The sequence below is a fragment of the Sulfurospirillum halorespirans DSM 13726 genome (assembly GCF_001723605.1).
Classification (GTDB): Bacteria; Campylobacterota; Campylobacteria; order Campylobacterales; family Sulfurospirillaceae; genus Sulfurospirillum; species Sulfurospirillum halorespirans.
In genome coordinates, this window is the sequence record NZ_CP017111.1 from 521091 (window position 1) to 546458 (window position 25368).

28 protein-coding genes are annotated in these 25368 nt (G+C 40.5%); 16 read left to right on the top strand and 12 right to left on the bottom strand.

Annotation, left to right across the window (positions count from 1 at the left end; genetic code table 11):
* The first annotated feature begins 154 nt into the window (after nt 1–154).
* Nucleotides 155–604 carry a DUF4145 domain-containing protein gene (locus SHALO_RS02585; protein ID WP_084010672.1) on the top strand — a complete coding sequence of 150 codons (450 nt, stop codon included), beginning with the start codon at nt 155–157 and terminating at the stop codon, nt 602–604.
* Between the two features lie 41 nt (nt 605–645).
* Here SHALO_RS02585 and nuoF read toward each other — a convergent pair whose 3' ends face one another.
* From nuoF to SHALO_RS02610, 5 genes are read right to left on the bottom strand one after another with little or no spacing between them, the layout of a single operon-like run.
* Nucleotides 646–1890 (bottom strand): NADH-quinone oxidoreductase subunit NuoF, encoded by a 1245-nt coding sequence (gene nuoF, locus SHALO_RS02590; protein ID WP_069477243.1) that lies wholly within the window; start codon nt 1888–1890, stop codon nt 646–648.
* Nucleotides 1887–2366 carry an NADH-quinone oxidoreductase subunit NuoE gene (nuoE, locus tag SHALO_RS02595; RefSeq protein WP_069477244.1) on the bottom strand — a complete coding sequence of 160 codons (480 nt, stop codon included), beginning with the start codon at nt 2364–2366 and terminating at the stop codon, nt 1887–1889. Before nuoE ends, nuoF begins: the two co-directional genes overlap by 4 nt.
* Nucleotides 2363–4030 carry an NADH dehydrogenase (quinone) subunit D gene (nuoD, locus tag SHALO_RS02600; RefSeq protein WP_069477245.1) on the bottom strand — a complete coding sequence of 556 codons (1668 nt, stop codon included), beginning with the start codon at nt 4028–4030 and terminating at the stop codon, nt 2363–2365. Before nuoD ends, nuoE begins: the two co-directional genes overlap by 4 nt.
* On the bottom strand, nt 4023–4541 hold the full coding sequence (locus SHALO_RS02605) for an NADH-quinone oxidoreductase subunit B (RefSeq protein ID WP_069477246.1): 519 nt from the start codon (nt 4539–4541) through the stop codon (nt 4023–4025). Before SHALO_RS02605 ends, nuoD begins: the two co-directional genes overlap by 8 nt.
* Nucleotides 4532–4894, bottom strand: a complete 363-nt coding sequence (locus SHALO_RS02610; RefSeq protein WP_069477247.1) for an NADH-quinone oxidoreductase subunit A — start codon at nt 4892–4894, stop codon at nt 4532–4534. The genes SHALO_RS02605 and SHALO_RS02610 overlap by 10 nt, the downstream gene beginning before the upstream one ends.
* Before the next feature lie 193 nt (nt 4895–5087).
* Between SHALO_RS02610 and SHALO_RS02615 the strand changes: the two genes are divergently transcribed.
* The 3 genes from SHALO_RS02615 to SHALO_RS02625 are packed head-to-tail and all read left to right on the top strand — an operon-like array spanning nt 5088 to nt 7464.
* On the top strand, nt 5088–6185 hold the full coding sequence (locus tag SHALO_RS02615) for a L,D-transpeptidase family protein (RefSeq protein ID WP_069477248.1): 1098 nt from the start codon (nt 5088–5090) through the stop codon (nt 6183–6185).
* 9 nt (nt 6186–6194) lie between these two features.
* On the top strand, nt 6195–6431 hold the full coding sequence (locus SHALO_RS02620) for a hypothetical protein (protein ID WP_069477249.1): 237 nt from the start codon (nt 6195–6197) through the stop codon (nt 6429–6431).
* A 4-nt stretch (nt 6432–6435) separates the two neighbouring features.
* Nucleotides 6436–7464, top strand: a complete 1029-nt coding sequence (locus SHALO_RS02625) for an alanine racemase (protein ID WP_069477250.1) — start codon at nt 6436–6438, stop codon at nt 7462–7464.
* 62 nt (nt 7465–7526) lie between these two features.
* On the opposite strand, the gene SHALO_RS02630 is transcribed toward SHALO_RS02625, so the two are convergent.
* From SHALO_RS02630 to rsmG, 4 genes are read right to left on the bottom strand one after another with little or no spacing between them, the layout of a single operon-like run.
* Nucleotides 7527–8780: a GGDEF domain-containing protein gene (locus SHALO_RS02630; RefSeq protein WP_069477251.1), complete on the bottom strand. Its 1254-nt coding sequence runs from the start codon at nt 8778–8780 to the stop codon at nt 7527–7529.
* A gap of 11 nt (nt 8781–8791) precedes the next feature.
* Nucleotides 8792–9169, bottom strand: a complete 378-nt coding sequence (locus tag SHALO_RS02635; RefSeq protein WP_069477252.1) for a hypothetical protein — start codon at nt 9167–9169, stop codon at nt 8792–8794.
* Nucleotides 9169–9393 carry a PP0621 family protein gene (locus SHALO_RS02640; RefSeq protein ID WP_025343712.1) on the bottom strand — a complete coding sequence of 75 codons (225 nt, stop codon included), beginning with the start codon at nt 9391–9393 and terminating at the stop codon, nt 9169–9171. The genes SHALO_RS02635 and SHALO_RS02640 overlap by 1 nt, the downstream gene beginning before the upstream one ends.
* The gene (gene rsmG / locus SHALO_RS02645; protein WP_069477253.1) at nt 9383–9952 is read right to left on the bottom strand and encodes a 16S rRNA (guanine(527)-N(7))-methyltransferase RsmG; all 570 of its coding nucleotides are present in this window, start codon (nt 9950–9952) and stop codon (nt 9383–9385) included. Before rsmG ends, SHALO_RS02640 begins: the two co-directional genes overlap by 11 nt.
* A gap of 176 nt (nt 9953–10128) precedes the next feature.
* Between rsmG and SHALO_RS02650 the strand changes: the two genes are divergently transcribed.
* Nucleotides 10129–10725, top strand: coding sequence for a superoxide dismutase (locus tag SHALO_RS02650; RefSeq protein WP_069477254.1), 597 nt, complete (start codon nt 10129–10131; stop codon nt 10723–10725).
* A gap of 57 nt (nt 10726–10782) precedes the next feature.
* Here SHALO_RS02650 and mscL read toward each other — a convergent pair whose 3' ends face one another.
* From mscL to ribA, 3 genes are read right to left on the bottom strand one after another with little or no spacing between them, the layout of a single operon-like run.
* Nucleotides 10783–11211 carry a large conductance mechanosensitive channel protein MscL gene (mscL, locus tag SHALO_RS02655; RefSeq protein ID WP_069477255.1) on the bottom strand — a complete coding sequence of 143 codons (429 nt, stop codon included), beginning with the start codon at nt 11209–11211 and terminating at the stop codon, nt 10783–10785.
* A 9-nt stretch (nt 11212–11220) separates the two neighbouring features.
* Nucleotides 11221–11643, bottom strand: coding sequence for a GNAT family N-acetyltransferase (locus tag SHALO_RS02660; RefSeq protein WP_069477256.1), 423 nt, complete (start codon nt 11641–11643; stop codon nt 11221–11223).
* A gap of 8 nt (nt 11644–11651) precedes the next feature.
* Entirely contained in the window at nt 11652–12215 is a 564-nt protein-coding gene (gene ribA, locus SHALO_RS02665) for a GTP cyclohydrolase II (RefSeq protein WP_069477257.1), read from the bottom strand.
* 78 nt (nt 12216–12293) lie between these two features.
* Here ribA and hemB point away from each other — a divergent pair, with 78 nt between their 5' ends.
* The 11 genes from hemB (at nt 12294) to SHALO_RS02720 (ending at nt 25368) form a co-directional block, all read left to right on the top strand.
* Nucleotides 12294–13268 (top strand): porphobilinogen synthase, encoded by a 975-nt coding sequence (hemB, locus tag SHALO_RS02670; protein ID WP_069477258.1) that lies wholly within the window; start codon nt 12294–12296, stop codon nt 13266–13268.
* A 76-nt stretch (nt 13269–13344) separates the two neighbouring features.
* Nucleotides 13345–14271, top strand: coding sequence for an ornithine carbamoyltransferase (gene argF, locus SHALO_RS02675; RefSeq protein WP_069477259.1), 927 nt, complete (start codon nt 13345–13347; stop codon nt 14269–14271).
* Between the two features lie 29 nt (nt 14272–14300).
* On the top strand, nt 14301–14759 hold the full coding sequence (locus SHALO_RS02680) for a DUF2603 domain-containing protein (RefSeq protein WP_238585275.1): 459 nt from the start codon (nt 14301–14303) through the stop codon (nt 14757–14759).
* Between the two features lie 8 nt (nt 14760–14767).
* Nucleotides 14768–16141 carry an oxygen-independent coproporphyrinogen III oxidase gene (gene hemN / locus SHALO_RS02685; RefSeq protein WP_069477261.1) on the top strand — a complete coding sequence of 458 codons (1374 nt, stop codon included), beginning with the start codon at nt 14768–14770 and terminating at the stop codon, nt 16139–16141.
* A gap of 3 nt (nt 16142–16144) precedes the next feature.
* Nucleotides 16145–17407: a (Fe-S)-binding protein gene (locus SHALO_RS02690; protein WP_069477262.1), complete on the top strand. Its 1263-nt coding sequence runs from the start codon at nt 16145–16147 to the stop codon at nt 17405–17407.
* Entirely contained in the window at nt 17407–18003 is a 597-nt protein-coding gene (locus tag SHALO_RS02695; protein WP_238585276.1) for an ORF6N domain-containing protein, read from the top strand. Before SHALO_RS02690 ends, SHALO_RS02695 begins: the two co-directional genes overlap by 1 nt.
* Nucleotides 18004–18140: 137 nt before the next feature.
* Nucleotides 18141–19076, top strand: coding sequence for an SIR2 family protein (locus SHALO_RS02700; RefSeq protein WP_069477264.1), 936 nt, complete (start codon nt 18141–18143; stop codon nt 19074–19076).
* A complete protein-coding gene (locus SHALO_RS02705; protein ID WP_069477265.1) occupies nt 19073–21799 on the top strand; it encodes a hypothetical protein in 2727 nt (908 codons plus the stop codon). Before SHALO_RS02700 ends, SHALO_RS02705 begins: the two co-directional genes overlap by 4 nt.
* 88 nt (nt 21800–21887) lie before the next feature.
* Nucleotides 21888–22139, top strand: coding sequence for a type II toxin-antitoxin system Phd/YefM family antitoxin (locus tag SHALO_RS02710; RefSeq protein ID WP_069477266.1), 252 nt, complete (start codon nt 21888–21890; stop codon nt 22137–22139).
* A complete protein-coding gene (locus SHALO_RS02715) occupies nt 22129–22419 on the top strand; it encodes a type II toxin-antitoxin system RelE family toxin (protein WP_069477267.1) in 291 nt (96 codons plus the stop codon). The genes SHALO_RS02710 and SHALO_RS02715 overlap by 11 nt, the downstream gene beginning before the upstream one ends.
* A gap of 111 nt (nt 22420–22530) precedes the next feature.
* On the top strand, nt 22531–25368 hold the full coding sequence (locus SHALO_RS02720) for a transporter substrate-binding domain-containing diguanylate cyclase (protein WP_069477268.1): 2838 nt from the start codon (nt 22531–22533) through the stop codon (nt 25366–25368).

A 25368-nucleotide genomic window follows, 5' to 3' on the forward strand; every position in this document is an offset into this window, starting at 1 on the left:
GGAAACAGAACAATTTCATTGTCCCCATTGTAATGTTTATGCAAAACAAATATGGCTTTCTTTAGCAAGTAATGGCTATATCATAAAGACACATAGACTGTGTACATGTACACATTGTAATAAAACTTCGATATGGAATGTAGATAAAAAGATTATGGTTGATCCAGTTATGACAACCAATATTCCTCCGCATCTAGATATGCCAGAAGAGATACAAGCTCTCTATATGGAAGCCTTAAGCGTTATCGATTTATCGCCAAGAGCTTCATCTGCGCTTCTAAGACTTGCACTTCAAAATTTAATGCCACTCATTGGTGCAAATACAGGAAAATTGGATAAAGATATTGCCAAACTCGTTGCCGAAGGGTTACAAGAAGAGATTCAACAAGCACTTGATTATTGTCGCGTCATTGGAAATAATGCAGTTCATCCCAATGAGTTAAATCTTGATGACACTCCTGAGATAGCGCATGCTATGTTTGAAATGATCAATTTTATTGTAGAAGAAAAAATTGCAAAGCCAAAACGTGTCAAAGCGCTTTTTGAAAAACTTCCAACGGGAGCAAAAGAGGCTATTGATAAAAGGGATAAAAAATCTACTTAAAACATACCACTTTGATATGTTTTAATTCTTACATGTAAAGCTTATTTTATCAATACCTCAAACTCTTCCCGAAATTTTTGAATGTAACTCTGCGCGATAAATGCCACTGATGGCGCAAAAACGCAGATGGTTTTTCCGTTAAGCATATCGCAGGCATCGAGGATGGTTTTAAAGTCTTCCTGTGTGCCTTTTCCCGCTAGGATTTTGGCTAAAACACGGTCGACCCAGCCTGTGCCTTCGCGACATGGGGTGCATTGACCGCACGATTCGTGGTGGTAAAATTCGAAGAGATTTTTCATCACTTCAGGAATGCTCACCTCTTCATCCATCACGATCATACCGCCTGTTCCAAGGGCGGAGCCATGCGCTTTAAGACTTTCATAATCCAGCGTTATATCTTCGATCTCATCGGCCCTGAGGATTTGCACCGATGATCCTCCGGGGATAACGGCTTTGAGTTTTTTACCACCTTTAATGCCACCGCACAGCGTGTAGATTACCTCTTTCATACTCGTGCCATACGGCAGTTCATACACACCGGGTCGTTCCACCTGACCGCTGATGCCAAAGAGCATGGTTCCAGGAGATTCTGCTGTGCCATAAGCGCGGTACGCCGCGAAGCCTTCGTTGATGATGTACGGCACACTCGCGATGGTTTCAACGTTGTTGACGACGGTTGGATTGCCAAAAAACCATTCGGGTTCTTTGCCTTTGGGTTTGAGTCTTGGGTGTCCACGTTTGCCCTCTAAAGATTCTAAAAGGGCGGTTTTTTCACCACAAATATACGCGCCAGCCCCTTTGTGAATCGTTACATGTAAAGTGTAATCGTGCCCCAAAATGTGTTCACCCAAGATGCCAGCCGTATAAGCTTCATCGATGGCATTTTGCAAGCGATTGATCCAAAAAACATATTCACCACGAACGTAGACATACGCGTGATGTGCACCGATGGCGTAAGAGGAGTCAATAATTCCTTCAAGGAGCAGGTGCGGGTCAAACTCTAAAATCTGTCGGTCTTTAAAGGTTCCAGGTTCTCCTTCATCGGCATTAATCACCAAGTAAACGGGTTTATCACTGTTTTGAGGGATGAGTCGCCACTTCTCGCCCGTTGCCGCACCTCCACCACCTTTGCCTCGAAGTCCACTTTTTTCAACTTCACACGTCACATCATCAGGGCTCATGCTAAAGAGTTTCTCTAAAGAGGCATAACGACCATGGTTTCGCGCGACTTCTAAGGTATACGCATTGGGAATATCAAAATTTTTACTGACCAGTTTCACCATCATTTTGAAAGTTCCTCCAAAAGCGCGTCGAGTTTTTCAAGGGTAAGATTTTCGATGTAATCATCATTGAGTCGCATACAAGGCGCTGTGCCACAGGAGCCTAAACACTCGACCAAGGAGAGGGTAAATTTGCCATCTTTTGTGGTTTCGCCCGCTTTAATCCCAAGACGGTTTTGCAGATGCTCTTGCAAGGTTTTAGAACCTGCCAGCATACAGGAGAGTGTTTTGCACAGCTGAATGTGGTGCGTCCCAATGGGCTGAAGCAGAAACATCGAGTAAAAGGAAGCGACCGAGTAGACATCCATCGCCGAACATCCCAATTTTTTCGCCACAAATTGCATCGCATCGAGGCTGATCCACCCCTCTTGGTACTGAACCATCCATAACGAAGGGAGCATCAAGGAACTTTTATCGGGGTAGCGCTCTAACAGAGCACTGAATTTTTCTTCATTGTCTTGATTGAATAAAAAAGTACTCATCGATCCAACTCCCCTGCGATGATATTGAGACTGCCCAAGGTCAAAACTGCGTCCGCGATCATGCTGCCTTCAATGATGCGTGGGTACGCCGCCATCGCGTAAAAACAGGGCGGTCTGACTTTGACTTTGTACGGTGTTCCACTGCCATCGCTGACGATGAAAAAGCCCAGCTCTCCGTTCGCACCTTCAATAGCTCGGTAATACTCAGAAGTGGGCACTTTCACCCCCTCGTAGACGAGTTTAAATTGATTCATTAAGCCTTCGATGTTGCCATACACCTCTTTTTTAGGCGGTAGGGAGATCGCGTGATCTTGCACGCAAATAGGCCCCTGCGGTAAGCGTTGCATCGCTTGATTAATGATGCGCGTGCTCTGTTTGATCTCTTCAAAACGCACCATCATACGATCGTATACATCGCCAACACTGCCTAAAGCAATGTCAAAGTCAAACGTCTCGTAGTGGTAATAAGGTGCTGTGACACGAAGGTCGTAAGGCACACCACACGCGCGTAAATTGGGCCCGCTCAGTCCTCGGTTGATCGCATCCTCTTTGGAAATAATGCCCACATTTTGCGTACGGTCGTGAAAAATGCGGTTGTGTTCAATCAGTTTGAGTGTATCGCTGACCCCTTCTTTGATCTCTTTAAGGCACACTTTAAGATCATGCTCAAAGCCATCGTACAAATCGTAACTCATGCCACCAATACGCATGTACGAGTTGGTTAGACGCGCACCCGTGAGTTTGGAGAGAAGGTCGTACACTTTTTCGCGAGGGTTGTAGAGGTACCAGTAATTGGTTAGGGCTCCCATATCCACCAAAATCGCCGCTAAACAGACGAGATGGTCGATGATGCGTGAAAGCTCACCGATGATAACACGAATAAACTTAGCACGCTCAGGCAGATCAACACCTAAAATTCCCTCAACGGCATGGGCGTAAGCGATGTTGTTTAAAATGGCCGAGCAGTAATTCAGGCGATCAGTATAAGGAATGATTTGATTGTACGTATGGTTTTCGCACGACTTTTCAAAACCGCGGTGCAAGTAGCCGATCTCACTGACCGCAGAGGTGATGTTTTCACCATCAAGTGCCACAAACGTGCGAATCGTACCGTGACTTGCGGGGTGTGCAGGGCCAAGGTTGAGAAACATCAGATCTTCATGCGAGGTGTAGCCTTTGGCTTTAAGGCGTGGCGTCATCTCGTCCATCAAGGTATCGCTTTGATGGCAAAGTTGCCCTTGTGTGATCGGATAGTCTTTGCGTAAAGGGTGACCCACAAACTCTTTGTGATTTAAAATACGTTTGAGGTTGGGGTGATTTTTAAAGTGAATGCCATACTGATCCCAAATCTCTCGCTCCGCCCAATTCGCACTTTTAAACAGCGGTGTCACACTAAGAGTTGCAAGGGAGCTGTCGATGTAGGTTTTGATCGTGATGAGGTTTTGAAAATTCTGATCGCGCAAAAGATAGACAACGGCAAAACGCTCGGGTTGATTGTTTACATGTAAATAATCAATGGCAGTAATATCGACCAAAAAGGTGTATTTATCCTCTTCCAATAGTGTTTGCAAAGCTTTGAAAATAAGCGCTTTATCTAAAACAAACGCGCCATACGCATCCACGGTGTAAGCGGTTTTGAACTGTTCTTTAAAGGATTTAGACATCGAGCACTCCTTTAAAAACACGTTTAGCGCGATCATCTAAAAGGCTCTGTGTTGCTTGAATCTTTTGAACCTCTAAAAGGGCGTCCAAAAAGGCTTCAGGACGCGGTGGACAGCCTGCGACATACACATCGACGGGAATGATGCTATCAATGCCTTGAAGGGTTGTGTAGTTGTCGTAAAAACCACCGCTACAGGCACACGCTCCTGCGCTGATGACCCATTTGGGCTCGCTCATTTGATCGTAAATTTTCTTTAAAATCGGCGCTTGTTTGTAACTGACCGTTCCTGCAATGATGAGCAGATCGGCTTGGCGAGGTGAAAAACGCACAACTTCGGCACCAAAACGGGAGATGTCGTATTTGCTACTTGCTACGCTCATAAATTCGATGGCACAACAGGCGGTTCCAAAAACATACGGCCACATGGAGGATTCTCTTGCCCATGAAATGGCACTGTCCAGTTTGGTGGTAATGAGGCTTTGCCCAAAAATTGCTTCTGCGCCTACTGCCATGAGAGTGCCTTAATTTTGTAGATGTAAATGAGACCCAGCAGAAGCAGTCCGATGAAGGTAAACATCTCAAAAAGCCCAAAAAGGGAGAGTTCACGCACGTTGACTGCCCAAGGAAACATAAAGACGATCTCCACATCAAAGAGAACAAATAAAATCGCCACCAGATAAAACTTGGCGCTAAAGCGACTTTCACTGTTTCCGATGGGAGAACTAATTCCACTTTCATACACACTGTTTTTGGCTTTATTGCCACTGTTAGAAGGGCCTAATTTTCGACTGAGTAAAAAAAGTGTGGGAAGAAGGATGACCAGTAGAGCGACGATTGAAGAAGCTAACATAAGTTCGAGTGACATGGGCGCATCTTTCGTTGAAGTTCGATGAATTGATGATAGCCAAAGATTTTTAAAATGTACGTAAAAAAAGAAAATCAATTGTGATTCGTCAAAAGAGGAGCTCTTAAGTGATTTTTTTATAAAATAGCCCCAAAAATTGTAGTAGACTGAAGTGCTGTCTCTAGCAGTGAATGTCTATGTAAAGAGGGGTTGTATGCGCTATCTGTTCTTTTTGTCTCTGTGTGCTCTTGCCTTGTATGCGGCAACGGCTGAGGATATTTATAAAATCTACAAAACGAAAGGTATCAACGCTGTTGAGGATTTCCTCAAAAAAGAGTTTGAATCCAAAGAGGTGAAAGCTCCGATTAAAGAGGTTAAAAAAGAGAAAGAAGAAATTCTCGAACCTGCGGTGAAACTGGGTCAAAATAGGTTTGTTAAACCAAAAACACCGAGCGAAAAAGAGAGTGTATCCCGTGATTACTGGCTCAAACACCTTAAAGGGCTTGATGTCAGTTATGGCTATTATGAAGATGTCGAGTCGCTTGTTGTCTGTGAAAAAGAGAAAAAACGGTGTGAAGTCTATCACGTCGAAACCGATGGTTTGAAACTGGTGCGTGGGCATGATGATGTGATTATGGGTAAAAGTGGCGATAAGCTCAAACGAGGCGATCTGAAAACGCCTGTAGGGGTTTATGAGATCACAAGACGCTTTAAGCCGACAGATCAATTCTATGGACCACTGGCGTTTGTGCTCTCCTACCCCAATCTTTTTGATACATTACGCAATAAAAGCGGCGATGGTATTTGGATTCACGGTATGCCCATTGATGGGAAAGATCGTGATGATCGTACCAAAGGGTGTGTTGCCTTTGAAAACAACCAACTTTTAACGCTCGATACTGAAATCAACGCGCAAAGTGCTGTTGTGATTATTGGAGAATCCAAAGTTCCTAAGATGACGCGCGAACAAATTGCAACGATTTTAAGTGAAGTGTACAAATGGCAACGTGCTTGGAAAGTCAATGACATCAATGCCTATTTGAACTTTTACTCCAACGATTTCAAAAAATCGGACGGATCGGGCAAAGTGCAATTTTCCAATATGAAAAAGCAGATTTTTTCACGTAAAGAGACAAAAACCATTCTTTTTGAGCATGTCACCATTGCTCCTTACCCAACCTTGGATGATCGCAGACTCTTTAAAGTCTCGTTTTTCCAAACCTATAAAAGTCCTTCGTTTGCTTCCAAAGGCGAGAAAGAGCTTTACATAGAGCTTATCGGTGATAAAATGCAGGTTTTGGCTGAGAAATAAGGATAGAAGATGAATTCAAACGAAATAGAGATCGATAAAGAGCTTGCTAAACTCATTGACGCGAGAGATGCGTTTATGGAGTATATTGATGCACAGGTTCCAAAAGATGGCAAAGGGATCGCGTTTGATTTTTCAAGCGCCCCAATGCTTGATGCAAAAACGGTGTACGAACATTTTTATAAACTCGATTATCAAGCCCGTAAAATCAGGGGTTTTGTAATCCGCAATCTTGGGGTGAAAGCGTAAAACAATGGCATTTATTACACTGAATAAAGCACACTTTTTTCATAATCTTGATCTTTTGTGTGCCAAAGCTGGGGGCAAAACAAAGCTCATGGCGGTTTTAAAAGATAACGCGTATGGGCATGACCTCAGAGTCATGGCAGAGCTTGCTTCGGAGTATGGTCTCTTGCGCGCTGCGGTTAAAAATATCGAAGAAGCAGAACGTATCGCCGATCTGTTTGAAGAGGTTTTGGTGTTAGTCGACCATCCTACATGTAAAACACTCTCTCCTTCTATCTCGCTTGCAACACACTCCTATGAAGCGCTTCAAGCACTTCCTGAGGGTGCTTCGATTCATCTCAGTCTTGATTCGGGGATGCACCGCAATGGCATTAAAGAAGACGGTATTGAAGAGGCGATGGCACTGATACATGCTAAAAAATTGCGCTTAAAAGGGGTCTTTACCCATTTTAGAAGTGCGGATGAGCTAAACAGTGAACTCTTCTGGCAACGTGCCAATTTTGAGCGCGCGAAACTCAAAATCAAAGCGATTGCGCAAGCGTATGGAATGCCTTTTATTGCCTTTCACTCGTGCAACTCCGCAGCGCTCTTGCGTGTAAGCTCCATCGGGAGTGATGATTATGCCCGTTCAGGCATCGCGATGTATGGCTACACCACGCTTCCTTCCTCCATCGCTTCGTTTGATCTCAAACCTGTTCTTGCCCTTTGGGCAGAAAAGCTGAGTTCTCGCATCTTGAAAAAAGGCGAACGCGTCGGATACGGTGGGGTTTATGAAGCCCAAGAGGACGAACTCATCTCAACCTATGACATTGGCTATGGGGATGGATTTTTTCGTTTTGATGGCTTTACGCCTGTGACAATGGCAGATGGCAGTCTCACCAAAGGACGCATGTCTATGGACAGTTTTTGCCTTGGAGGCGACGCCAAAAAGGTCTGCATGTTTGAGGATGCAAATCCTTTGGCGAAGCAGTTTAATACAATCAGTTATGAGATCATCACAAAGCTCTATCCTGCGTTAAAGCGAGTTATTATTTAACGGATGCTACGCACCTTTTTTTCTCTCATTGTTGAAGATACCGTTACGCAAACGGCGTAACATTAATGATTTAACTCTGTGGTTTGAAGTTTTACCTCGATGGCATTGCCCTCTTTGGCTGAGGCTGCAACAAGGGCACTCTCGGCCCTGGCTTTAAAGCTACCGATGGTGTCTTTGGGCGAAATTGAAGTGATGCCATAACTGCAACTGATTTTGCCTACTCTGGCAAATTTGGTTTCATCTAAAATTGCTTGAAGTTTTTTAGCCACGCGTTGACCTGCCCGAAAATCAACATCAGGCAAAAGCAGGGCGAATTGGTCACTGCTCCACTTCCCAAAAATATCTACTTCACGTGTATGTTTAATCACTAACTGTATAAAATCTTTTTTAAGGGTTGTCACCACTTCTGCTGGAAAGACTTTGGTGAGGTTTTTGAGCATCGTAATGTCGATCAGAACCAGCGTTAATTGGGTGTGGTAGCGTTTATGACGTTTGTACTCTTGATCGATGTGTTCTTGCACTTTAGAGAAGTTAATGATATTGAGCACCTTGTCAAAATGGCTCGTTGTATCGCTGGAGTATTGCGAATTGAGGTTTTGCAAGAGCTCTTTTTTCGCGGCTATGGAGAGTGCAAATGTCAGCATCTGCGTGCATTTTTCGATCATATCTGTCTGTTCTTCAAGAAATTTTGCATTACTGCTTGCAAGAACAAGATTGCCCAAAGCGGTTTCACTGCGAGGTTCTTTTAACGCAAAGCTAAAAAGCGTGACCGGTCTGTTCTCTACCTTAACGCTCTCTTTGGATGTCATGCGCTTTTCCAAAAAACAGTTAATGGCAAACGTCTCAACAGCACTTCTCGAAGGGTTTGTACGAAACGGTAAAATCTCTTTAGAACGAAATGTGGCTTTGATAAACTCATTTTCATTGTAAAGGCTTAGACTCTCTTTGTTGTAGATAAATAGCAGACTTGATTCAAGATGCAGGCTCTCTTCAAGCATTTCAAGCGCTTTGATCACATTAATCCGAGTCGAGAGTGAGGAGAAGAGAATGTCTGAAATACGTTGCAACTCTGCAAATTCATTGGGAGGTATGGGCGCATTTTTATCCATACGCTGTTTGAAAATAAGCGGTGTTAAGGTGAGCGTAAAGAGAAGTCCTGCGGTTAAGAGTTTAATAAAAATAAGCGTGTGAGGCGTTTGGAGTAAAATCTCATCGATCAACGAAGAGCCATAAAGCGATACACTGGTATACGCATCAAGAAACCAATAGAGTAATGTGATAAGAGAAGCAAGGATAAAATAGTGTTGTTTGCTCATATACCCTCGTGTTAAAGTGATTTAATACCGGTTTCAAATAAGATGCCATCGATGGCATGAGACGCTGTAAATTCGATCTCATTCTCATCACTGCTTAAAAGTAACACTTTGCCATCAAAAAGGTAATCATCGGCAATTTTTTGCGCGTGAAGGGCTAAGCTTTTATCGACGACAAAGTAAGAAGCACCCAAAGCATTGGCAAAAATGAGCTCTTTAATATGCCTTACATGTAAAGCAAAGGTAACCTTTTGCTCGACACAATACGCTGATAATGCAGGTTCAAATTCAAACAGAACCACGCCATTAGAAGGTGTTTTGGCAATCTCTTCAACAGAGGCAACTTTGTAAAAAGGCTCGCTGGAAATAAGTTCATGACCGATAAGTATCATTAGGGCAACCTTGCACACTCTTTCGAGCAGTAAAAAAGTCCATCTTTGATGATGGCCTCTTTGTGGCTGATAAAGGTTGAACACGCATGGCACTCGACCATCGTTTCACCCTCTAGAACTTTTTTAGAGGCACTTTTTTGAATATCGTCTTTACGGCTATTTTTGAAAAAAAAGATATAAATCAGAAAGATGACACCGGCAAACAACGCAATTTTAATTAACATTAACATCCTTCATAACAAGATAATAGCGTTTATCACGCTGGTAAACCTGACAATTTTTCAGCCCTTGGATCTCTTCATCGACCAATTCGCCTTTATAAAACAGAAGCGTAGTGGAAGGATCAATAAAGTTTTGACACAATTTTACCAACATTTTGGTGTTCGTAACCGCGCGTGAGCTAATCAGATCGACCTGAAAAGGTGTGACTTTTTCAACTCTGTTGGTCGATACATCGACATTTTTGAGTTCCAGTGTAGTTTTGGCTAAATGCAAGAACGCACTTTTCTTCGCAATCGGCTCAAACAGCGTAAAATGAACGTGTGGCAGAGCAAGGGCGAGTAAAAGACCTGGGAATCCAGCCCCTGTTCCTATGTCAATCGCACGTTTTAATTCATTTACATGTAAATACTGCAAAGGGTAAATGCTATCGTCCACATTTTTCAGCACCACCTCTTTGCTCTTCGCCCCAGAGATATTGTGGGTTTGGTTGTACTGAAGCAGAAGGGTCGAAAACAGATCCACATCTTGCCAAAAAGTATCGGGAAGCATGTATGCAGCCATTGCCTAAAACCTTATGTGTCATTTAAGCTTTTATAATAGCAAAATAGCGATTAATGAGCGATTAATCTCTGAAAATGGGAGCGTTAAACGGTAAAACTAATTGTTTCTATTTAGCATTCATTTAGTAAGAAGCAGTAGAATGAAGTGTCTCTAAATTTTAAACAAAGGAGTTTTTTATGGCTATTACTTTACCGGCACTTCCTTACGAAGCTAACGCACTAGAACCTCACATCTCAGCCAATACCCTTGGATTTCATCATGGAAAGCATCATCAAACTTATGTTACCAATCTGAACAATCTTATCCAAGGCACTGAACTTGCCGAGGAGAGTCTTGAAAAGATCATTTTAGCGGTTGCCAATAAACCTGAAAAAGTGGGTATTTTTAACAATGCCGCTCAAGTTTGGAACCATACGTTTTACTGGAACTGTATGAAAAAAGGCGGCGGTGGCGCTCCAAGTGGCGCGATTGCGACTAAAATCACCGAAGATTTTGGAAGTTTTGAAGCCTTTGTCGAAGCGTTTAAAAGCGCTGGACTCACACAATTTGGTAGCGGTTGGGCCTGGCTTGTGCTTGAGGGTGGAAAACTGAAAATCACCAAAACAGCCAATGCTGACACACCTCTTGCACACGATCAAAAAGCGATTTTAACCGTTGATGTTTGGGAGCATGCGTATTATCTGGATTATCAAAACAAACGTGCTGATTATTTGGATGTTTTCTTGAAAAGTCTTGTCAATTGGGATTTTGCTAACGCGAATTTAAAAGCATAAGACGCTTTTTTTTCTGTTTACATGTAAAGTATTTTGGCTTTACATGTAAACGCTTTTTTACACTTGTTCACTTCCACAATAAGGGCATTTTTTAGCCGCAACAGGGATGTTCATAGCGCACTCTGGGCAGGTTTTTGTTATCGTCTCAGGCGCTTTTTTCGGAGCGATTTTTGAATACCCTTTGATCATCATAAACATGACAAAGCCTAAGATGACAAACGAGGTGAAGTCATTGAAAAAGACACCCAACTTAATGGCAGGAGCTCCCGCTTTTTCCAAATCCGCCAAAGAAGCATACATCTTGCCATCCAGCGCAATGAAAAGCGATGAAAAATCCACATTACCCAGTAGCAACCCAATGGGAGGCATAATCACATTGGAGACAAGCGATTTGACAATGGTCGCAAATGCTGCACCAAAGATAAATCCAACCGCCATATCGACCACATTACCTTTGAGTAAAAAATCACGAAATTCTTTGAACATGGGACTCCTTTAAAATAGATGTTTGACGAAATATTTGGGAGATTCAACAAAGCCGTGGCGCTCGTAAAAACGGTGCGCATCTTTGCGTCTTTCATGGCAATGCACTTCGATGCGATCACACCCTTTCTCTTTGGCAATGCGACTTGCCAATGCTTCTAGTTCCGCTCCAATCTTAAGTGAGCGTGTCTCTTCTTCTACGACAAAATAACTGATACGTAAAAATGAACCTAAAAGAGCGATTTGAGGGATTACATGTAAAGAAAGCAGTGCAACGACTTTGCCCTCAGATTCGTAGCAAAATAGCAGTGCATCAGGGTTTTTGAGAAGCTCTTGGATACGCACGTGCATAAAAGTGCTGGTGTCTGCGTATCCAAGTTGTTCAAGAAGGTGAACGATGACATCAGTATCCTCAACGCTGGCTTCGCGTATCATTGTGACTCCTAAAGAAGATGTCCCATTTGCTCTTTTTTTGTTTTTAAATAGCCTGCATTAAATTTATTGGAAGGGATAATCACAGGAATTCGCTCGACAATTTCAATATGTTTCAAACTCTCAATTTTTTTAGGATTGTTGGTTAAAAGCTTAATTTTGGTGATCTTAAAATAGTCCAAAATAAATTCGACCATCTCATAGGTGCGCTCATCATCCAAGAAACCGAGTTGATGGTTCGCTTCGATGGTGTTAAACCCTTTGTCTTGCAGCGCGTACGCATTGACTTTGTTTAGAAGCCCAATGTTTCTGCCTTCCTGACGTAAATAAATGACCATTCCGCCATTTTTTTCGATCGTTCTTAGCGCAAATTCAAGCTGATCGCGGCAGTCACATTTGAGACTTCCGATGCTATCTCCGGTTAAACATTCACTGTGAACGCGCACCAACGGAACGTCTCCTAATGGCTCTTTGAAAATGACCAAATGCTCTTTAATACCCTCTTTAAACGATTGGATTTTGAACGTCCCAAAACGTGATGGGAGGTTCGCAATCTCAGAAATTTCTATTTTCATTTTCTTTTATATCCAGTTATGCTAAAATCACTACTTTTTATAACGAGTGGGTAATTTTAACCAAGATAAGGCAAAAGAATGTTTAAAAGATTTAGAAGACTGAGGATGAACGCAACGCTTCGCTCTCTTGTTCGCGAAACAACACTGAGTATGGACGATTTTATTTATCCGTTATTTGCTAAAAGCGGCGAAGGGTTTAAAAAAGAGATTAGCTCGATGCCAGGCGTTTTTCAGATGAGCATTGATGAGATCGTGAAAGAGTGCGGAAGCTTACAAGACCTTGGCATTAACTCGATTATTTTATTTGGAATTCCTGAGGTCAAAGACAGTGTGGGAAGCGACGCGCTGTGCGAGCATGGCATCATCGCTAGTACGATCAAAGCGGTTAAAAAAGCCTACCCAAACATGTTTGTCGTGACCGATCTTTGCTTTTGTGAATTTACCGACCACGGACATTGTGGTATTTTAGACATCGAACATGAAAGCGTTGACAACGACGCAACCTTAGAAATCTTAGCCAAACAAGCCCTCGTTCATGCGCACGCAGGTGCAGATATGATCGCTCCAAGTGGTATGATGGATGGTATGATCGAAGCGTTACGCGAAGCGCTGGATAGTGAAGGGTTTATCAACCTTCCGATTATGAGCTATTCGACCAAATTTGCCAGTGCGTACTATGGACCCTTCCGCGATGTGGCAGAGTCTGCTCCAAGCTTTGGCGATCGTAAAACTTACCAAATGGATCCAGCAAACCGCAGAGAAGCGATCGCAGAATCCGTGGAAGATGAGATGCAAGGTGCAGACATTTTGATGGTTAAACCAGCTCTTGCATACCTAGACATCATCCGTGATGTGCGCAATGCAACATCGACTCCTTTGTGTATTTACAACGTGAGTGGCGAGTACGCGATGCTTAAAGCCGCAGGGCGCGCAGGCGTGATTGATTATGAGCGTGTGATGATGGAGACGATGATCGCGTTTAAACGTGCTGGGGCTGATATGATCATCAGTTACCACGCGAAAGAAGTAGCTGAAGTTTTAAGGAGAAAATAGCAACTCTACGCAAAGCGTAAGCTTTAGTGAGAGGAATTTTAGAAGGGCTTTGCCCATATAAAAGGAGACATCAAATATGAGACATTTTTTAACCCTCAAAGATTATAGTAAAGAAGAGATTTTAGAGATCATCGATTTGGCGATCAAGATCAAAAAACAGGCAAAAAAAGGGAAATTTAAACCCTACCTTGAAAATCAAACCTTAGGTATGATTTTTGAAAAAAGCTCTACGCGTACTCGTGTGAGTTTTGAAGTCGGCATTCATCAGCTTGGAGGCAAAGGGTTATTCCTCTCTTCCAATGATTTGCAACTGGGACGTGGTGAGCCTATGAAAGACACGGCGCGCGTCATTAGCCGTATGGTGGATATGGTCATGATCCGCACATTCGCGCAAAGCACCTTAGAAGAGTTTGCCGCTTATTCGCGTGTGCCTGTTATCAGTGGTCTGAGCGATTCGTACCATCCTGTTCAATTGATGGCAGATTATCTTACAATGGTCGAGTATAAAAAAGATCAAAACCCAATCGTAGCTTACGTGGGCGATGGCAATAATATGACCCATTCGTGGTTGATGATGGCTTCTAAACTGGGCTTTGAGCTTCGCGTCGCAACACCCAAAGGGTATGAAGTCGATGCGACCATTTTAGCCGAAGCACTCGCTTTTGCAAAAGAGAGTGGTGCAGTGATTAAAATCGGCAATGATCCTAAAGAGGCGATCGCAGGTGCTACGGTGGTGACCACAGATACATGGGTTTCGATGGGTCAAGAAGCGGAAAAAGCGAAGCGAATCGCTGATTTTCAAGGATTTATGGTCGATGATGCGATGATGGACTTGGCAGAAAAAGACGCGATGTTTTTACACTGCTTGCCAGCGTACCGCGACTATGAAGTGAGTGAAAGTGTCTTTGAAGCGCATGCCGATGAGATTTTTGATGAAGCAGAAAACAGACTGCATGCCCAAAAAGCCGTGATGGTATGGCTGGATAGGCATAGAAATAGCTAATGGAATTTAAGCAACGAAAAGAGTTCAGGATGATAGAAAAAATTTCTAAGGGTTTGAGCCTCAGTAAACAAAAAGAACAAACGGTTTTGGAGATAACTCCCAGCGAAGAAGAGAGCACAAAACTTTTGCGCCTTAAACGCGGTTCATGGGACAATGCCAAAGAGCCATGGTTGGTGTATGACGAGAAGCAAAAGCTTCATGCACTGCTCTCCATTGATACGCTGAGCAAAATGATAGAGCATTTTAAAAAAGCGGAGCAAGAAGCCCTCTTTTTAAAACTTGAAAAGAGCATTTTGCAGCAGTTGCCACTCGATTTTAACGATGTTCTAACCGTGGCAATGGAAGAGATGAACAAAAGTAAAAAGAAAGACATAGACTTTAATAAACTAATCAAAAAGATCAAAAAAGATCACCCAAATCTCTTTTTAGATATTAAAGATCTCTATTTGCCTGAAGGGGCGAGTATTATCAGCGCGACACAGCGCTAGGATGCAGCATGATTGATTTTGATAAATTTGCCAAGTACTCCAAAGCGGGTCCTAGGTACACGAGTTACCCAACAGCGCCCGAGTTTCACGAGAGCTTTACATGTAAAAGTTATGAGGACGTCTTGGCAACTCAAGATAAGAGCCGTAAACTCTCTTTATATTTTCACCTTCCTTTTTGCCGAAGTGCCTGTTATTTTTGTGGCTGTAACGTTGTTTACACGAGCAAGGAAGATAAAAAAGAGCGCTACATTGACTATCTTGTGCGCGAACTTGAACTGCTTTCCAAACACCTTGATACGTCGCGTGAAGTGATTCAGATGCACTTTGGTGGCGGCACACCAACCTTTTTCAGCACAGCACAGTTAGAGCGTATTATTGGCGCTATTAAGAGCCACTTTAAAAACTTTGCGAAAGATGCTGAAATTAGCTGTGAGATCGACCCGCGTTACTTAACCAAAGAGCAGTTAGATGTGCTTACATGTAACGGGTTTAACCGCGTGAGTTATGGTGTTCAAGACTTTAACGATGAGGTTCAAAAAGCAATCCACCGCATTCAGCCGTACGATGTTACCGCCAATGTGGTAAAGATGGCAAAAAGTGCAGGCATTAAGTCGATCAATATGGACTTGATCTACGGACTTCCGTATCAAACGTTTGAGACCTTTAAAGAGACGCTTCGTCTAGCCGTTTCGCTTGATCCAAGCCGTTTGGCAGTGTTTAATTACGCGCATGTGCCATGGATGAAAAAAACTATGCGCAAGATCGATGAGACAACGCTTCCGCTCCCAAGTGTCAAGCTTGCTATTATGCGTTATACGATTGATTATTTAGAGTCCAATGGCTACAAAATGATCGGTATGGATCATTTTGCAAAGCCTGACGATGAGCTTTTCTTGGCGATTGAAAAAGGCGAATTGCACCGTAACTTCCAAGGTTATACCACCAAAGGAGGTGCGGACTTAATCGGTATTGGTTTGACCAGCATCGGTGAAGGTTTGAACCATTACGTGCAAAACTTCAAAGAGATGGATGCGTATGAAAACGCCATTGATGCGGGTGTTTTGCCCGTGCATCGTGGGCTAACACTGAATGATGATGACGTACTTCGCAAAGCGGTCATCATGGAGATGATGAGCAACTTTAAACTCAACATCGCTGGCATTGAGCAAGCATTTGGCATTGACTTCTTTGACTATTTTGCCGACGCGATTAAAGCACTTGAGCCTTTTGAGCAAGAAGAATTAGTCGTTGTGGATAGAGTTGCTAAAAAGATCTTCGTCAATACCACAGGCACACTGCTGATTCGCAACATTGTGATGCCTTTTGATGCGTACCTCCAAAAAATCCCTGAAGATAAACGACGCTTCAGTAAAACGGTGTAAATGATGTTTAAATTTAACGTAACGAGCGATGCCTGTGTCAAGTGTGGCAAGTGTATACCTGTGTGTACGATTCACGAAGTTAACCGTGATGAAGTCACGAGCCCTAGAGGTTTTTTAGACCTTTTAGGCGCGTACCAACGAGGTGAACTTGAACTCGATAAAAACGCTAAAAACATTTTTGAGAGCTGTTTTTTATGTACCAATTGCGTCGATGTCTGTCCGAACGATTTGCCTGTGGATATGATTATTGAACAAGTACGCAATGACATTCGCAAAAAATTTGGCTTGGCTTGGTACAAAAAACTCGCCTTCTTCTTGCTTCGCAACCGTAACATCATGGACGTTCTCGCACGTTTTGGCTTTATGTTCCAAACCTGTGGTTTCAAGATGGTGGAAAAACAAAGCTCGATGTATCTGAGAAATTTCCCGATCATCAAGATGGACAGACTTTTCCCAAGTCTTGCCAAAAAGACCTTTTTGAACTCCCATCCTGATGTCATTCTTAACGGTGGCAAAGGCAAAGTGGGCATCTTCATCGGTTGTTTAGCCAATTACATGTACACCGACATCGGCAAGTCACTTTTGGAAATTCTCAAAGTGCTTGAGATCGACGCGTACCTTATCAAACAACAAAAATGCTGTGGCGCGCCTCAGTATTTTACGGGCGATTTTGATAGCGTGGATTTTCTCGCGAAGTTTAACATCGAGTACATCGAAGGTTTCGTAAATGAACTCGACGCCATCATCATTCCCGAAGCGACCTGTAGTGCGATGATCAAAGAGGACTACGCCCATTTCTTTCACGATCAACCCGAATGGAAAGCAAGAGCCGAGGCGATCAAACCTCACATCTTTATGGCAACCGAATACTTAGAGAAGAAGACAAACCTAGCGCAAATCCTAGCCACCAAAGCACGCCAAAGTGAAAGCATCACCTACCATGACCCTTGTCACGCACGCAAAATGCAAGGCGTTTGGAAAGAGCCACGAAACTTACTCTCCCAAAATTATGTGATGAAAGAGATGAGCGATCCGAACCGCTGTTGCGGATTTGGAGGAGTCACCATGCAAACCGAAAAATACCGCTTCGCCAAAGCCGCAGGACTCCCAAAAGCGGCGATGATCAAAGAAACGGGTGCTGAGTATGTGAGCGCTGAGTGTAGTGCCTGTCGTATGCAACTGAGCGACGCCATGCACGGTCAAAAGGTCGATGTTATCTTTAAAAACCCGATTGAATTGATTGCTAAAGCACTTCGAGAGGGGTAATGATGTCGGATCAACTTCTTATCACGGCGGAGCGCATTGAAAAAAACATCTATACGGTGCGTGGTATTGAAGTGATGCTCGATAGCGATCTAGCAAACATCTATAATGTTGAAACTAAGCGTATTAATGAAGCGGTTAAAAGAAACCCTAAAAAATTCCCCGATGATTTGATGTTTCAACTGACTCAAGAAGAGTTTGAAAATTTGCGGTCGCAAGTTGCGACCACAAATTTTACTATGACACGAATACTGCCAAAAGTCTTTACGGAGCAAGGCATTTACATGCTAGCAACCGTTCTAAAAAGTGACAAAGCTACCGATGTGACACTCTCTATCATGCGAACATTTACAAAATTACGACGCTACGCCATGGAGCACAAAAACTTAACTATTCAGATCAAAGCGCTTAAAGATGAACTCAAAGAAGAGTTTATGCAAGAGATGATGAAAACAAAGTCTTGGACAAAAGATAGGTTAAGTGCCGTTGCCGATTCCATCATTATTTTAGAAGAGTCCATTAGCGAGTTACAAGATGTCTTTAGTGATTTTAAGTCGGCAAACGAAGTGGAAAAAATTGGGTTTGAGAGGGATAAATAAGTTCTCTATTTAGAGTTCAAAATTCTGAGTGAATTTGTTTGCTAAGGCTCTTCGAAAAGGCTAAGTAAAGTGGTTATATGTAAGGCTGAAAAGCTTTACATGTAATAGATTATTCTAAGAAAGGTATTCAAAAAATAATGGAAATTTTAGAGATACCGCCACTCCCCAAAGAAATAAAGAGCGCAGCTGAAATGGGTGAACTTGTTATCTTTATAGGTGCAGGGATGTCTTATGATTTAGGATGTTCTGATTGGAATGGATTAGCAAAAGAGCTTATAAAAATTTGTGAAAATACTCTCAATAAAAATGAACCATTACTTAATAACTTTGAAGCAAATCAATTGCACAACATGCTTAATAATGGCGTTGGAAATAAAAAAATCATAACCATCTGCAATAAGATTTTAAGAGATAACCAAAAAGAAGATATATTTTTAAAGCAGATGAAAAAATCTTTGAATGATGATGAGGATAAGGTCACAAAAGATAATCCAAAATTGAAAACATATAAAGATTTATTTCAACTGGATGGCATCTTTGTTACAACAAATGCAGATAGACATATAGATCAAATTTTTGTTAGTGAACAAAATATCATCTATGATGGATTTACAACCAATACCCCACTTATAAATAAAAATCTTTATAAAATACATGGTAGCATCACAAAGCCTGCGAGCTTAATATTTACGGTTGAACAATATTTTAAACGTTATAAAGACAAAGAGTTTTTAAGATTTTTAGAAAATCTTTTTGGCAAAACAGTGCTCTTTGTTGGTTATGGATTGGGTGAATTTGAGCTATTAGAGTATATGTATAAGGGTATTACTCCAAAAGAAAATAAGTATTTTTATTTAGACGGTTATTATACGCATGAAGCGAAGATTTGTGATTTCGAACAAATGTATTTTGAACAAATGAAAATCAAGCTCATACCTTATTCTAAAGATAAAAAAGGATTTAAACAACTTCCGATTATTATCAAACAATGGGTTGAAGAAATAAAAAGTACTTCAGGTGTTTTACAGAAAAACTTTGATGAAATTGATGAAGCATTAAGGAATCCATTTTGAGCACAATTGTAAATACCATTCAAAAAATGAAGCATAACAAAGAATACGAAAGTTATTTTTTCAAGAATGCTTCAAAATATCAAAATTTGTATTTGTGGCTTGAGCCCCTTAAAAAAGAAGGTTATTTTACTCCCAAAGAAGATTTAAATCTTGTTTTAGCCTATTTAGAAGCGGTATCTTTGCAAAATAAAGATGAGCCAAAAACTGAAGTTACAGAGACTTTACTAGATATTGTAAACCAAATTATAAACTATCGCAAAGAAGATGGGACAAGAATAGATAATTATATTACAGATTGGTTTATGGGTAAAATCATTTTTAATTTGCCAAAAGAACAAATTACTTTAGATCATATCAAGTTTATAAGCATATCTCTAAAAGAATCCAAATATCAAGGAGTTTTAAGTAGTGAAATTGAAACAATAGTTTTGCCAGTATTATTAGAAAATGAGATGAAAAGTCATTTACTAGAACTGCTTAAAATAATTTTTGATTACAAAATAGTAAACAAAGGCACTTCATATCACGAAAGAGAGCCTTTGATAGAAGCTTATTGCCTAGAGAGTCTATTAAAAAAACACTCACAAGGGATGATAAAATTAATTGGTATTGATGGGTTAAAGCTAGTCATTGGGATTATAAAGCAAGTTGTTTTGGAAGATAAAAGTAGTTTTAATAACGTTTGGATTGCAACGATAGAAGAGCATTCTCAAAATAGTTTTCCAGATAGATACGATAATCAAGTCGTTTTATTTACAAGAGATTTACTAGAAGGATTGGATGGTATAAAAATAAAAAACTATATAAAATCTTTTCTCAAACACAAGCATCCATTATTTAAAAGACTAGCTCTTCATACCATGAATCAAAAATATGATGAGTTAAAAGATATTTTTTGGGAATGGTTTAATACAGGTATTACTGTCAATACAACTTTTAGACATGAGCTTTATAAGTTTTTAGAAGATAGGAGTAAACAGTTTACTGAGGAAGAATTTAGTGCAGTTATCAAGTGGATAGAAAGCTTAAAATATCCAAAATATAATGCAGAAGAAACACCAGAACAGCTAGAAAAATACACAGCGTATAGAAAAAAAGAGTGGTTGTTATGTTTAAAACAACATAACAAAAAGGCACAAGAACTTTATGAAAAATACGATGCCATAAATCCATCTGAGATTGAACACGCAGGTTTTGATATGTGGAGTAGTGGATTTACTCGTGTTGGAAATAGAAGTCCAATAGAGGATGTTGATGTTTTTTGTACTAAATCAGTTGATGATATTGTTATTTATATTAAAACTTTTAATCCATCAACAGTAAAAAAAGAAAAATTTACAAGTGATGGTGATTTAGTTGAAGGTTTAGCTAATGATTTAGCAAGTTGCATCAAGAAAAATCCTCAGAAATTTAGTAATAAAATAGAAATTTTTCATGATCTACACTTTATTTATAAATATCATTTGGTTTATGGTTTTGTAAATGGTTGGAGGGATAAACAAAAATTTGATTGGGAAAAATTGTTTGATTTTATTTTAAAAGAGCTAAATGATGACTTTTTTCAATCAGAAGAACAATATGCTAAATGGCTGAGGGGTGAAATAGCCAATTTGATTGAATATGGTACAAAAGATGATAAAAATGCTTTTGGGAAAGAACATTTGCCAAAAGCGAAAGAGATTTTATTTAGATTGTTAAACAACAAAGAAGATGAAAAAGACGAACAAAATAATAATTTAGGCATTCATGTATTGAATTCTATCAATGGTAAAGCACTTCATGCATTGATAAATTACGCTCTCAGATACGGTCGTTTAAATAGTACGAAGCAAATAAAATGGGAAGATGATGTAAAAGCATTTTTTACTCACGAATTAATGCAAAACACTATTTATTCAAAGTCTATATTTACAATTTTAGGACACTATTTACCACATTTAAGTTTTTTAGATAAACAATGGGTAGATGACAATTTTAATCGTATATTTCCTATTGAGAATGATGCACTATGGGAAATTTCAATCACTGGATATTTTGGATATGCAACAACTGTCTATATTGATATTTATGAACAGTTTAAAAAACATCAACATATCGCTAAAGCATTAGAGTACGAATTCAAATCAAAAGAAGCCAAGAGAAAAGTTATTGAACATATCTGCATAATGTTTACGAGCAAAAAAGACAATCAGACCATTTTTGATGTGATTGATACAAAAAATAGAGATAATATTTTAGAAATCATTAGATTTATTTGGCAACTTTTTAGAGATAAAATAGACAAAAATGTGTTAAGCCAAATCAATATTTTATGGAGTAAAATTTATCAAACCTTTAAAGATGATGATTCTAGTGAGGCACAAGCAATTTTTTCCACTCTATCAAAGTGGTTTGTTTATTTGGATGTTATTACTGATGCAATAATGCCTCAATTGAAACTTACAGCCAAATATACTGAAAAAAATCATAATGCATATTTTATAATAGAACAGTTAGCAAGGCTTGTTGAGAAAAATCCAAAATTTGTTGCTGAGTTGTATATTGAAATGCTTTCAAATAGTGTTGTCCCAACTTATAAACAAGAGAATATTGAAAATACTGTAGAAACTTTATATAGACTCAAAGAATATGATAATGCTTTAGAAATATGCAATAGGTATCGGGCAAATAATGTGTATTTTTTAAATGAATTAAGTAAAAAATATGAGGCTATAAAGAGATAAACTCTTTACATGTAAACCCCTCATTTGACAAAACCCCCTCACCAAAGTATGATAAACACCAAATAAAGTACTAAAAAAGGTGTCTATTATGCAACCTATTTTATCCAACTACACCGCCAGTATTACTGAGCTTAAAAAATCACCGACGCAAATTCTTGAAAATGCGGGTGATGAAGTTATTGCTATACTCAATCACAATGTGGTGAGTGCCTATCTGGTGCCTTCTAAAACGTATGAAAAATTGATGGCGATGTTGGATGATTATATGCTCTCCAAAGAAGTCACAAGCAGGCAAAGCGAAGCTTATACGCCCATCAAAGTAACGCTTGATGAGTTATGAGTTAGAATTTCACCCACAAGCGCTTAAAGAGTGGAAGAATTTGGGTGAGACCATTAAAGAGCAGTTTAAAAAGAAGCTAAAAGAGCGACTAGAAAACCAAAAAGTTCCCCAAGACAAGCTGATTGGAGTTGATGCTGTCTATAAAATAAAACTCAAATCATTTGGCTATCGACTTGCGTATGAAGTGATTGATGAGAGAGTTGTTGTTATGGTATTGGCGGTTGGAAAAAGAGAAAACAACAAAGTGTACAATGCCCTTCATTCACGATTTGGCAAATAAATTATCTTTACATGTAAAACCAAAATAGAAGCTAATATTTTAATATGCCGATAGTGTAAAATAATTTCAGTATACTGGATTTTAGAACACTTTTCTTAGACGGGGCATGTCATGAAAGCAGTTATCTCTCTCTTTTTTATTCTCCTATCATTTATAACTTTCTTGCAAGCATCGGCTATTGATATGACGCCTAGTGAACAAGCGTGGCTTGATAAAACCAAAACACTCAGGGTTCGTGTCACCAAAGACCTTCCTCCCTATCAATTTATACAAGATGGTGAATATGCGGGCATTAGTGTTGAGTACATCAAATTTTTTGCATCGACGTTCAATCTCGCAATAGAGTATGTTACGGATGGAAGTTGGGCAGAAGCGTTAGAGCGTGTTCAAACGCACGATGGCATTGATGTGATTTTACGCGTAACACCTAATGCTAAGCTGAGCCAAACGATGCTTTTTAGTAAAGTTTACAGTGCGTTTCCTTTTTCACTCCTCACGCCAAATGGCATCAACTCAGAGAATTTTTTTGGCGCGACACCTAGGAGCGTAGCGATAGTGCCAAGTTACATGGTGAACGAGAAGTTGAAACAGGATTATCCGCATTTTCGCTACATCACGTACCCTAATTCACTTGAAGCGATGAGGGCGGTGAATGAACATAAGGTCGATGGATTTGTCGGAGATATTGCGATGATGAGCATGTTTGTCAAGAATTATCATCTCACAAACGTTAAAATTTCACATTTTTCAAACTATATGGCAGAGGAGCAATCGGTTGCCGTGGCGAAGGATTGGCCTGAGTTTATCTCGTTGTTCAACAAAATGCTGACTTCCATGCCTTCTGATTTACATGTAAAGATCAAACGCAAATACCTTCCGCTCATCAAAGAAGAGCAAGCGCCTTTTCTCAGGCAAGAGATAGAATTAAGTGCGTCTGAAAAGGCGTATATTGCTGCACATCCGAGTATTAGTGTGACCAATGAGCTTGGTTGGTATCCGTATGATTTTAACGAAGAGGGCGAAGCTCGGGGATTTTCGGTTGATTATCTGAGACTTTTAGGGAAAAAGATAGGGGTTCATTTTAATTTTGTCAGTGACACATGGCCCAATCTGTATGAGAGGTTTCAAAACAAAGAGATCATGATGGCACAACCATTGATCCCCTCTGTTGAACGACGTCAAAATTTTCGCTTTAGCGATAAATTTATTACGATGGATTTAGCACTCATCACCCAAATCAAACGTCAAGATATTACTTCCATTGAAACGTTGAATGGTAAAACCGTTGGTGCAGGAAAAGGGTGGCCTACGACGAAGTATCTCAAAGATGAGCATCCCGAACTCACCGTTGTGGAGTACGAAACCACCAAGGAGATGCTTGAAGCCATTGCGTTTGGGTTGATTGATGCAGGAATGGATGACGCTTTTACCGCGAACTACATCATCGAGAAAGAGATGTTGTCGAACTTGCATGTTGTCTCCAAAATTGAACTGCAAAATTTAGAAGATAAAAACCTCTACATCGTCATGCAACCCGAAGATGAGACACTGCAAACCATCATCAATAAAGCGCTGCGCAGTGTGAGACCTGAAGAGCTAGATGCCCTCAAATCCAAGTGGTTAAAAAGCATTTTACCCAAAGAAGAACGGTTAGCTTTTTCCCTTGATGAGCAGCTGTATCTTGCGCAAAAGAAGCGTATAACGCTCTGTATTAACCCCGATCAAATGCCTTTAGAGATGAATCAAAAAGGAAAACACGTTGGCATCGTAGCCGATTACATTCATGAGATGGAGCAGTTTATAGGTATTCCGATCGAAGTGGTTCAAACCCAGACATGGACAGAATCTCTAAGGTATGCCAAAGAGCGCACCTGCGATATTCTCTCCCTTGCAATCGCGACACCTGAGCGTAAAACGTATCTGAATTTTACCCATGCGTATATGCAAATTCCCCTTGTGCTTGTTTCCAGTGAAGATAAAGTGTTTTACTCTGATATAGGGCAACTCGTTGGCAAACCAATTGGGCTTACCAAAGGCTATGCGTTTGGAGAAATTTTAAAGGTTCGGTACCCAAACATTCACTTTGTTGATGTTAACAACGATGCTGATGGGCTTAAGCAAGTGGAGCAAAAGAAGCTTTTTGGTTTTATCGGCACACTAGTGACAGTGGCATATCAAATTCAAAAAGAGTATTATGGCTCATTGAAAATTGTGAGTAAACTGGATGATAAGCTGGATTTGAGCGTGGCAACACGAAGTGATGAACCACTGTTGCACTCTATTTTTGAAAAAGCGGTCAATTCGATTGATAGTGCAAAAAAGCAGACCATTTTAAATCAATGGGTTTCGATCAATGTTGAAGACCATCTCGACTACACCTATATTTACATGGCGATGGGGTTCATTGGTATTCTTATTTTGATAGTTCTGATCCGTCAGCATCAACTCAAAAAGTACAATGCACAGCTGGAAATTCTCTCCAGTACCGATAAATTAACAGGGATTCACAACCGTTTGAAGCTCGATGATATTTTGGAGTACGAGAAAAAGATGTTCGACCGCGACCAGTTACCGCTTTGCATTATTCTCTTTGACTTGGATTATTTCAAACATGTCAATGACAACTATGGGCACAAAAGAGGCGATGAGGTTTTAAAGAGCATTGCCAAAATTGTGACACACGCCAAACGCGAAATGGATGTCTTTGGACGGTGGGGTGGCGAAGAGTTTTTGTTGATTTGCCACAATACGGACATAGAAGGTGCAAAAATATTGGCGGAGAAACTACGTTTAGCCATCGCTTCGTATGAATTCCCTGAAATTGTCTCTTTGACCGCAAGTTTTGGAGTGGCGCAATTTGAAAAGTACGATAGCATCGTTAAAGTCTTTGACAAAGCAGACCAAGCCCTTTACGAAGCCAAAGAACAAGGTCGAAACCGCGTTGTATAG